The sequence below is a fragment of the Streptomyces sp. KLMMK genome (assembly GCF_036961605.1).
Taxonomy (GTDB): Bacteria; Actinomycetota; Actinomycetes; order Streptomycetales; family Streptomycetaceae; genus Streptomyces; species Streptomyces telluris.
The window spans coordinates 1-10222 of the sequence record NZ_JBAMDC010000240.1 but is presented as its reverse complement, the minus strand read 5'-3'; the positions used below and the strand labels follow the sequence as shown (position 1 = coordinate 10222).

7 protein-coding genes and 1 pseudogene are annotated in these 10222 nt (G+C 73.0%); 3 read left to right on the top strand and 5 right to left on the bottom strand.

The features are described 5' to 3' along the window. Nucleotides 1-873, top strand: an 873-nt coding sequence (locus V7793_RS26230; RefSeq protein WP_336010559.1) for a C4-dicarboxylate ABC transporter, incomplete at its 5' end; no start/stop codon positions are given. Here the strand turns inward: V7793_RS26230 and V7793_RS26225 are convergent. From V7793_RS26225 to V7793_RS26215, 3 genes and pseudogenes are all read right to left on the bottom strand, one after another. Then, entirely contained in the window at nt 800-1552 is a 753-nt protein-coding gene (locus V7793_RS26225) for a helical backbone metal receptor (protein ID WP_336010557.1), read from the bottom strand. The genes V7793_RS26230 and V7793_RS26225 overlap by 74 nt on opposite strands. Before the next feature lie 31 nt (nt 1553-1583). Next, a pseudogene (locus tag V7793_RS26220) lies at nt 1584-3380 on the bottom strand (ABC transporter permease/substrate binding protein); the annotation flags it as partial. Continuing rightward, nucleotides 3373-4485, bottom strand: coding sequence for a quaternary amine ABC transporter ATP-binding protein (locus tag V7793_RS26215; protein ID WP_336010551.1), 1113 nt, complete (start codon nt 4483-4485; stop codon nt 3373-3375). The gene V7793_RS26215 and the pseudogene V7793_RS26220, both read right to left, overlap by 8 nt. A gap of 246 nt (nt 4486-4731) precedes the next feature. On the opposite strand from V7793_RS26215, the gene V7793_RS26210 reads away from it, so the two are divergent. Both V7793_RS26210 and V7793_RS26205 read left to right on the top strand, forming a co-directional pair. Beyond that, nucleotides 4732-5637, top strand: coding sequence for a 5'-3' exonuclease (locus V7793_RS26210; RefSeq protein WP_336010562.1), 906 nt, complete (start codon nt 4732-4734; stop codon nt 5635-5637). A 55-nt stretch (nt 5638-5692) separates the two neighbouring features. After that, a complete protein-coding gene (locus V7793_RS26205; protein ID WP_336010549.1) occupies nt 5693-6541 on the top strand; it encodes a siderophore-interacting protein in 849 nt (282 codons plus the stop codon). A gap of 56 nt (nt 6542-6597) precedes the next feature. Here V7793_RS26205 and V7793_RS26200 read toward each other — a convergent pair whose 3' ends face one another. Both V7793_RS26200 and V7793_RS26195 read right to left on the bottom strand, forming a co-directional pair. Beyond that, nucleotides 6598-9426 (bottom strand): DEAD/DEAH box helicase, encoded by a 2829-nt coding sequence (locus V7793_RS26200; RefSeq protein ID WP_336010546.1) that lies wholly within the window; start codon nt 9424-9426, stop codon nt 6598-6600. A 46-nt stretch (nt 9427-9472) separates the two neighbouring features. Further along, nucleotides 9473-10222 (bottom strand): diacylglycerol kinase family protein (locus tag V7793_RS26195; RefSeq protein WP_336010544.1); only part of this gene is annotated, 750 nt, incomplete at its 5' end.

Genomic DNA, 10222 nt, shown 5'->3' with positions numbered 1-10222 from the left:
CCGTTCTACGGCTGTGCGGCGATGGCGCTGCTGGCGGTCGGCGGGGCCACCCTGTCCGTGGGCTCGGGGGTCGTCGGCCAGGGCGCGGCCGTCACCGCGGACGCCGTGCTGTGGGTGGCGGGCACCGTGACCGGGCTGGCCGCGGCGACGGGCATCCCGTACCTGATGGTGACCCGGCACCGCATCGAGCCGGGCCAGGCCTCCCCCGTGTGGCTGCTGCCCGTGGTCGCTCCGATGGTGTCCGCCGCGCTGGGCCCCGCCCTGGTTCCGCACCTGCCGGCCGGCCAGTGGCGGGCGGCGATGGTGCTGGCCTGCTACGGCCTCTTCGGGATGAGCCTCCTGGCGACCCTGCTGATCCTGCCCGCGGTCTTCGCGCGGCTGATCCACCACGGCCCGCTGCCGCTCGCGCTGACCCCGGCCCTCTTCCTCGTCCTGGGCCCGCTGGGCCAGTCGACCACCGCGGTCGGCAACCTCGCCGACGCCGCGCAGGGCGCGCTCCCCGCCCCGTACGCGCACGCGGCGGCGCCGTTCGCCGTGCTGTACGGGGCGCCGGTGATGGGTTTCGCGCTGCTGTGGCTGGCCCTGGCCACCGCCATGGTGCTGCGGGCGTTCCGGCAGGGCATGGGCTTCGCGATGACCTGGTGGGCCTTCACCTTCCCCATAGGCACCTGCGTCACCGGCGCCGCGGCCCTGTCCCGCCACACGGGCCTGCACGCCCTGACCTGGCTGTCGGTGGGCCTGTACGCGCTGCTGGTCACCGCCTGGGCGGTGGCGGCCGCCCGCACCGCGCACGGCCTGGTCAGCGGCCGGCTGCTCGCAGCGCCGCGCCCAGCACCTCAGCCGCTTCCCGCAGTGAGGGTCCGTACCACGTGAGGTGACGCCCGCTGACGAGCGCGCACGGCAGCCCGGGGAAGGACTCCGGGCCGTCGTCGCGCGTGAAGCGGTAGGGCTCGTCGGGCAGGACGGCCAGCTCGGCGCCGCACGCGTTCAGCTCGTCGAGGGGGATGCGCGGATAGCGCTCGGGGTGGCCCGCATGGACGTTGACGACGCCGAGCCGGGCGAGGACGTCACCGGCGAACGTGTCCCGGCCGAGGACCATCCACGGCCGCCGCCAGACCGGCACCACGGCCCGGACGGCCGGCCCGGCGGCCTGCACGTCCCGCCACGCGTCCTCCGCGTCGGCCAGCCACGCGGGCCGGGCCAGGCCGCAGCCGCGCACCAGGACCCGCTCCAGCTCGGCGAACGCTTGGGGCAGCGTGCGCACTTCGGTGACGAGCACCTCCAGCCCGGCGGCGCGCAGCGCGCCGAGGTCGGGTGCGCGGTTCTCCTCCTCGTTGGCGAGGACGAGGTCGGGCGCGAGGGCGGCGATGCGCGCCGTGTCGGGGTTCTTCGTGCCGCCGATCCGTACGACGTCCAGCCCCGCCGGGTGGTCGCACCAGTCGGTGGCGCCGGCGAGCAGCCCGGGCTCGGTCGCGGCGACGGCCTCCGTCAGCGACGGCACGAGGGAGACGACACGGCGTACGGCGGGGCGGCTGCTCCTGGGCGGGACCACCGCCCCACCGTACGCCTGTTCGTCAGTGGCGGACAGGCGCCAGCTTGTCGGCGAGGCCCGGGTGGGCGTCCAGCCAGCGGCGCGCGGACTCCTTCTCCTTGCCCTTCCCGCCGTTCTGGATCTCGACCTCCAGGGAGGCGAGGTCCTTCTCGGACAGCTTGAAGTCCTTCAGCCAGGCCGTGACCTCGGGGAAGTCCTTGCCGAAGTCCTTCTTGCCGACGGCGTGGATCTCCTCGCCCTTGCCCCAGGCTCCCTTGGGGTCCTTGAGCTTCTTCAGCTGGTGCTTGCCGTAGGCCCAGTGCGGCGACCACAGGGTGGTGACGATGGGCTCCTTCTTCTTGATGGCCCGGTCGAGGTCGGCGAGCATCGAGGAGGTGGACGAGGAGACGACCTTGTACTCGCCGTCCAGTCCGTACTCCTTGAGGACCTTGTCGTTGAGCGTGCCCATCATGCCCGCGCTGGACTCGATACCGACGATCTTCCCGCCGAACAGGGCGCTCTTGCCCTTGAGGTCCTCCAGCGAGTCCACGCCCTTGACGTAGTCGGGCACGGACAGCTCCAGCGAGGTGGGCCCGTACCAGGCGCCCAGGTCGGTGAGCTTGTCGCGGTAGCGGTCCATGTACTGCTTGTGGGTGGTCGGCAGCCAGGAGTCGAACTGCAGGTCCATCTGCCCCTGCGCCAGCGCGGTGTACAGCGGCCCGGGGTCGAGCTGCTTGACGTCCGGCTTGTAGCCGCGGTCCTCGAGGATGTTCTGCCACAGGTAGGTGGTGGCGACGGCCTCGTCCCAGGGGAAGTAGCCGAGCTTGATGCCCCGGCCCTGGCCCACGTTCGCGCCCGCGGCCACATTCTGACGGTCCTCGCCGTTGCCGGCGAGGTTCATCCCGCCTGCGACCAGCGCGAGGACGACGACGCCGACGGCGGCGACGGCCGTGCCGGGCCGGTAGCGCAGGAAGGCGAGCCCCCGGGCGGCGGAGGCGGCCTTGGCGGCGGCGCGCCGGCCCAGCGGGGAGACCCGCTGGTTGAGGGCGCCGGTCATGCGGTCCAGGTAGATGGCGAGGACGACGACGGCCAGGCCGCTCTCGACACCGCCGCCGATGTCGACCTTGGTGACGGCCGCGTACACGGCCTCGCCGAGGCCGCCCGCGCCCGCCATGCCCGCGATGACGACCATGGACAGGGCCAGCATGATGACCTGGTTGACGCCCGCCATGATCGTGGGCAGGGCGAGCGGCAGCTGCACCCGGGTCAGGGTGTCGCGCGGCGTGGTGCCGAAGGCCGTCGCGGCCTCGACGAGCTCGCCGTCGACCTGCCGGATGCCCAGCTCGGTCATGCGCACGCCGGGCGGCATCGAGAAGACGACGGTCGCGATCAGGCCGGGGATCGGGCCGATCGAGAAGAACATGACGCCGGGGATCAGGTAGACGAAGGCGGGCATCGTCTGCATGACGTCCAGCGCGGGCCGCAGGACCCCGCTGACCCTGCTGCTGCGCGCCGCCCAGATACCGAGCGGCACGGCGACCAGCAGCGTGATCAGACTCGCGACGAGGACGAGCGACAGCGTCGCCATCGCCGCCTCCCACAGGCCGAAGGAGTCGACCAGGGCGAAGCCGGCGAAGGTGAGCACGGCGGGCAGCAGCCCGCGCAGCCACCAGGCGACGACGGCCAGGATGCCGGCCATCAGCAGTGGCTGGGGGGCGCCGAGGACGGCGTTCACCCCGTCGTACATGCCGGTCAGGACCGTATTGATGAGGTCGAAGAGCCCGCTCAGGTGGGTCTGCAGCCAGCTGACGGCGTCCTCGGCCCAGCTTCCGAAGTGGATCCTAGGCACGGGCGCTCACCTCCGCCTCGTCGGCGCGGGCAGGCGTGGCGGCCTCCGCGGGCTCGCCGGGCTCGCAGGTCCGCGGAGCGGGCACCCCAGGCTCCTCGCCGAGCGCGGCGAACAGCAGGTCACGGGTGACGACGCCGGCCGGCTCGCCCCGCTCGTCGGTGACGGTGACGGGGGCGGCGCTGCGGGCGAAGGAGGCGAACAGGTCGGCGACGGGCGTCGCCGCGGGGACGGTGGCCGACGCCTCGGCGCCGGAGGCCCGGCCCGCCCGGTCCATGATCGAGCCGGCGGTCAGCACCCGGCTGCGGTCGACGTCCTGGATGAAGGAGGCCACATAGTCGTTGGCCGGGCGCACGAGGATGTCCTCCGCGGTGCCGTTCTGCACGATCCGGCCGTCGCGCATGACGGCGATCCGGTCGCCGAGGCGCATGGCCTCGTTGAGGTCGTGGGTGATGAAGACGATGGTCTTCTTCAGCCGCGTCTGCAGGTCCAGCAGCTGGTCCTGCATGTCGCGGCGGATCAGCGGGTCGAGCGCGCTGAAGGACTCGTCCATCAGCAGCAGGTCCGCGTCGGTGGCCAGCGCGCGGGCGAGCCCGACGCGCTGCTGCATGCCGCCCGACAGCTCGTCGGGCCAGGAGGCCTCCCAGCCCTTGAGGCCCGCGAGCTCCAGCGCCTCGGCGGCGCGCTCCTCGCGCTCCGCGCGGGCCACGCCCTGCACCTCCAGGCCGTAGGCCGCGTTCTCCAGCACGCTGCGGTGCGGGAAGAGCGCGAAGTGCTGGAAGACCATGCTGATCTTCCGGGAGCGCACCGTGCGCAGGTCGCGCGGGGACAGGGCGGTCAGGTCCTCCCCGTCGAAGAGGACGCGGCCGGCGGTCGGCTCCAGCAGTCCGTTGAGCATGCGCAGCAGCGTGGACTTGCCGGATCCGGACAGACCCATCACCACGAAGATCTGGCCCGCCTCCACCTCGAACGAGGCGTCGATGACCGCTGCGGTGGTGCCGTCGGCACGCAGCTCGTCGCGGTCGGCGCCGCCTTCGAGCCGTCGGACGGCGGCTTCGGGTCGTCTGCCGAACACCTTGTACAGATGCTCGGCCTGGAGCCTGGACACATACACCTCTCGGGTCGAACTCAGGACGGCCCTGCCTCCCCCTGTGGCAGGGCCGTGGAGCGGTGCGGCATCGGTCCGCGTGCCCGCTTCCGGCACACGTGCCGAGGGCGGGGTCCGCTCCGGTGCCGCGCCTGCCCCCGATCAATCCGGGCAAACGGAACAGTGACCCGGTTCACATCGGCGGGGCGGGGTTGCGGGAGGCGTGTCAGTGGTCTGCGGCATGATCGACCCGTGACGCGACGCCTGATGCTCCTCGACACCGCCTCCCTGTACTTCCGCGCCTACTTCGGCGTGCCCGACTCCGTCCGGGCCCCCGACGGCACCCCGGTGAACGCGGTGCGGGGCCTGCTCGACTTCATCGCCCGCCTGGTCCAGGACCACCACCCCGACGACCTGGTGGCCTGCATGGACTTCGACTGGCGGCCCCACTGGCGGGTCGAGCTCATCCCCACCTACAAGACGCACCGGGTGGCCGAGGAGACGGAGACCGGCCCCGACGAGGAGGAGGTGCCCGACACCCTCTCCCCGCAGGTCCCGGTGATCGAGGCCGTGCTCGACGCGATCGGCATCGCCCGGGTCGGCGCCACGGGGTACGAGGCCGACGACGTGATCGGCACGCTCGCGGGCCGCGCCGCCGGCCCGGTCGACATCGTCACCGGCGACCGCGACCTCTACCAGCTGGTGGACGACCGGCGCGGGGTGCGCGTGCTGTATCCGCTCAAGGGCGTGGGCACGCTCCAGGCGGTCGACGAGGCGCTGCTGCGCGAGAAGTACGGGGTGGACGGATCCGGGTACGCGGACCTGGCGCTGCTGCGCGGCGACCCCAGCGACGGGCTGCCGGGCGTGCCGGGCGTCGGCGAGAAGACCGCCGCGAAGCTGCTGGCCGCCTTCGGCGACCTGGCCGGGATCCTGGCGGCCGTGGACGACCCGGCGGCGAAGCTCACCCCGGCGCAGCGCACGCGCCTGACCGAGGCCAAGCCGTATCTGGCGGTGGCCCCGAAGGTCGTCCGGGTGGCGTCGGACGTCCCGCTGGCGCCCTTCGATCCGGCGCTGCCGACGGAGCCACGGGACCCGGAGACGCTCGACGCCCTGGCCGAACGGTGGGGGCTCGGCGGCTCGCTGCAGCGGTTGCTGGGCGTCCTCGCCGGCTGAGCTGTTAGGTTAGGTGAACCTAACTTTTCAGGATCAGGGGATCAGGGGAGACACCATGGCAGAGCGTCCCGTCCGGCAGCGGCCGAAGCTCAACCGGGCCCGTGTAGTGCGCACCGAGCGGATCACGCCGCACATGGTGCGCGTGGTGCTCGGCGGCGAGGGCCTCGCGGACTTCGGCGCGGGCGAGCACACCGACCACTACGTGAAGCTGCTCTTCCCCGTGCCCGGTGTCACGTATCCCGAGGCCTTCGACATGGAGATCATCCGCCGCGACCTGCCCCACGAGCAGTGGCCGAAGACCCGCACCTACACGGTGCGCTCCTTCGACCGCGAGGCGCGCGAGCTGGCCATCGACTTCGTCGTCCACGGCGACGAGGGCCTGGCCGGCCCGTGGGCGGCCTCCGTCCGGCCGGGCGCCGAGGTGTTCTTCCGCGGCCCCGGCGGCGCGTACTCCCCCGACCCGGCCGTCGACTGGCACCTCCTGGCGGGCGACGAGAGCGCCCTGCCGGCGATCGCCGCGTCCCTGGAGCGGATCCCGGCGGGCACGCGCGTGCACGCCTTCGTCGAGATCCCGGGCCCGGAGGAGGAGCAGAAGCTGGAGCTGGCCGACGGCGTCGAGGTCACGTGGCTGCACCGCGGCGCCGCGCCCGTCGGCGAGGCCCTCGTCGCGGCCGTGCGCGCGCTCGACTTCCCCGCCGGCGACGTCCAGGCCTTCGTCCACGGCGAGGCCGGCTTCGTCAAGGAGCTCCGCCGCTACCTGCGCGTGGAGCGGGAGGTGCCGCGCGAGCGCCTGTCGGTGTCGGGCTACTGGCGCCGAGGCCACGACGAGGACGGCTGGCAGGCGTCCAAGCCCGAGTGGAACCAGCAGGTCGAGGCCGAACAGGAAAGCGCGGCCGCGGCCTAGCCCCGTCCGGTGCGGCACCACCGGTCACAGCGGTGACCGGCGGTGCCGCACCGGGATCAGCCCACCGACGAGTACGCCACGACGCCCCGCAGCAAGCCGTCCACCGCGCGCCGCGCATTGCGCGCCACCGTGCTGCCGTCCTGCGGCGCCGCCGCCGCGATCTGGCCGAGCACGTCGATCAGCTGCTTGCACCACCGCACGAAGTCGCCGGCCGGCATCTCGACCTCCCGCAGGACCTCGTCCAGGCCGTGCCCGGACGCCCAGCGGTACGCGGCCCAGGCGAAGCCGAGGTCCGGCTCGCGCTGGCCGACCCCCTCCGCCTGGTTGATCTTGTGCTGTTCCTCCAGGGCGTCGAGCCGGCCCCAGATGCGGACCATCTCGCCCAGGGCTTCCTTCGCCGGGCCCGTGGGCAGCTTCGGCGGCGCCGCGTCGTCGGCCATGCGCGCCTCGAAGACGAGCGCCGAGGCGCACGCCGCCAGCTCGGCCGGCTTCAGACCCTCCCAGACACCGTCGCGCAGGCACTCGGAGGCCAGCAGGTCCAGCTCGCCGTAGAGCCGGGCGAGCCGCTTGCCGTGCTCGGTGACCTCGTTCCCGTGGAGGTAGTCCAGGTCGGTCAGGAGGGCGCAGATCCGGTCGAAGGTACGGGCGATGGTGTTCGTACGCCCCTCGATGCGCCGCTCCAGCTGACGGGTGTCCCGCAGCAGGCGGTGGTAGCGCTCCGCCCAGCGGGCGTGGTCCTCGCGCTCGGAGCAGCCGTGGCAGGGGTGCGCGCGCAGGGCGGCGCGCAGCCGGGTGATCTCGGCGTCGTCGGCGCCGGCCGCCCGGGGCCTGCGGTGCCGGTCGGGCACGATGTGGCCCGCCTTGGTGCGCAGCGCGGAGGCGAGGTCGCGGCGCGACTGCGGGGAGCGCGGGTTGAAGGACTTGGGGATCCGCATCCGCTCCAGCGCCTCGACCGGCACGGGGAAGTCCATGGGGGCGAGGCGCTTGACCTGCCGCTCGGCGGTGAGCACCAGCGGGCGCGGGCCGTCGTGGGCGTCGTAGCCGCGGTGGCGGTCGGCGCGGGCGGGCGGCAGGCCGGGGTCCAGCACGAGGGCCAGGCCCGCGTACTTGCCGGTCGGGACGTGGATGACGTCACCGGGCTTGAGCCGTTCCAGGGCCGTCGCCGCGGCGGCACGGCGCTGCACGGCGCCCTGCTTGGCCAGGTCGGTCTCACGGTCCTTCAGCTCGCGGCGCATCCGGGCGTACTCCTCGAAGTCGCCCAGGTGGCAGGTGACGGCTTCGCGGTAACCCGCCAGGCCCTCCTCGTTCTTCTGCACCTGCCGGGAGATGCCGACGACCGACTTGTCGGCCTGGAACTGCGCGAACGACGTCTCCAGCAGCTCGCGCGAGCGGTGCCGCCCGAACTGCGAGACGAGGTTGACCGCCATGTTGTACGACGGCTTGAAGCTGGAGCGCAGGGGGTACGTGCGGGTGCCCGCGAGGCCGGCGAGCGCGGCCGGGTCCATGGCGCGCTGCCACAGCACGACGGCGTGCCCCTCGACGTCGATGCCGCGGCGCCCGGCCCGGCCCGTCAGCTGGGTGTACTCGCCGGGGGTGATGTCCGCGTGGGTCTCGCCGTTCCACTTGACGAGCTTCTCCAGCACCACCGTGCGGGCCGGCATGTTGATGCCGAGGGCCAGCGTCTCGGTGGCGAAGACGGCCTTGACCAGGCCCTTGACGAAGAGCTCCTCCACGACCTCCTTGAAGGTCGGCAGCATGCCCGCGTGGTGGGCGGCGATGCCGCGCTCCAGGCCCTCGAGCCACTCGAAGTAGCCGAGGACGTGCAGGTCCTCGTCGGGGATGGCGGCCGTGCGCTCCTCGACGATCGAGCGGACCCTGGCACGGGCCTCGTCGTCGTTGAGCCGCAGGCCGGCGTAGAGGCACTGCTGGACGGCGGCCTCGCAGCCGGCGCGGCTGAAGATGAAGGTGATCGCGGGCAGCAGGCCCTCGGCGTCGAGGCGCTCGATGACCTCCGGGCGGCCCGGCGTCCAGATGCGGCTGCGCTGGCGGCGCTCGCGCTCGCGGTCGGCCTCGCGCACCATCTTGCCGCGGCGGCGCTCGCGCGGGTTGTAGGTGCGGCTGTTCTCCATGCGGGCCATGCGCAGCAGGTCGGGGTTGACCTCGCGCCGGGCGGCGCCGCGGCCGCCGTGGTCCGTCTCCTCCTCGAAGAGGTCGTACATCCGCCGGCCGGCGAGCACGTGCTGCCACAGCGGGACGGGCCGCTCCTCGGAGACGATCACCTCGGTGTCGCCGCGCACGGTGTCCAGCCAGTCGCCGAACTCCTCGGCGTTGGAGACGGTGGCCGACAGGGAGACGAGGGTCACCGACTCCGGGAGGTGGATGATGACCTCCTCCCAGACGGCGCCGCGGAAGCGGTCGGAGAGGTAGTGCACCTCGTCCATGACCACGTGGCCCAGGCCGATGAGGGCCTGGGAGTTGGCGTAGAGCATGTTGCGCAGGACCTCGGTGGTCATCACGAGCACCGGGGCGTCGGCGTTGACGCTGTTGTCGCCGGTCAGCAGGCCGACCTTGGCGGCGCCGTAGCGCCTGACGAGATCGCTGTACTTCTGGTTCGACAGCGCCTTGATAGGCGTCGTGTAGAAGCACTTGCGGCCCTGCGTGAGGGCCAGGTGGACGGCGAACTCGCCCACGATGGTCTTGCCCGAACCGGTCGGCGCGGCGACCAGCACACCCTTCCCGCCTTCCAGGGCCTTGCAGGCGTCTATCTGGAAGGGGTCGAGTTCGAATTCGTACATCTCGCGGAACGGTGCGAGCGCGGTGGCCTGCTCGGCAGCGCGCACCCGTGACAGGGCGTAGCGCTCAGCAGGGGACATGTCGTCGGTCATCTTGTCTACGAGCCTACCGGTGACCCCCGACAGCGCACCCGATCTTTTATGCAGCCTTTTCCGCAGCTCCGAGCAGGCGCACGGCCTCCGGCACGGTCTCGGCGGTCAGCGGCAGCGGGCCGAGCGGCTCGCCGTCCGCCCAGCCGGTGATCCCGGCCGCGGACAGTGACACTTTGGCGACGCGGTGCACGGTGACCGCGGGGTGAGCGAGGTGGGTGCCGCGGTAGACCCGGGGGAAGACCTTCAGCAGGGTGGAGCGGCTGCACGGGCCGACGACGGTGATGTCGAACAGCCCGTCGTCCATGCGGGCGTCCGCGCAGATGCGCATGCCCCCGCCGTACGAGGAGCTGTTGCCGACCGCGACGAGGGTCGCCTCGACCTCCTGCTCCGGGCCGTCGTCCAGGCGGATCCGGTACGGGACGGGACGCAGCGCGGCGAGTTCGGCGAGCAGGGCCACGTCGTAGCGCAGCCGGCCGGTGGGGAAGCGCATCCGGTTGCCGCGGTCGTTGACGCGGGAGTCGAAGCCGGAGGCGAGCACCGTCGCGAAGTACGTCCCGCCGGCCCGGCCGAGGTCCACCGGGCGGCCGCCGTCGCCCTTGAGCGACCGGGCGATGAGCCGGCCGGCCGCTGCGGGGTCGCGGACGGGCAGCCCGGCGGCGCGGGCGAAGTCGTTGCCGGTGCCGGCGGCCACCACACCCAGCGGGACGGGGGTGCCGACGACGGCCTGGAGGGCCAGGGAGACCATGCCGTCGCCGCCGACGGCGATCAGTGCGCCGGTGCCGCCCGCCACGGCCTC

What these genes read in the sequence shown, in the direction of transcription:
- V7793_RS26210 (WP_336010562.1), top strand. Translation starts at nt 4,732, where the DNA reads ATGCTCCTCGACACCGCCTCCCTGTACTTCCGCGCCTACTTCGGCGTG.
- V7793_RS26205 (WP_336010549.1), top strand. Translation starts at nt 5,693, where the DNA reads ATGGCAGAGCGTCCCGTCCGGCAGCGGCCGAAGCTCAACCGGGCCCGT.
- V7793_RS26200 (WP_336010546.1), bottom strand. Translation starts at nt 9,426, where the DNA reads ATGACCGACGACATGTCCCCTGCTGAGCGCTACGCCCTGTCACGGGTG.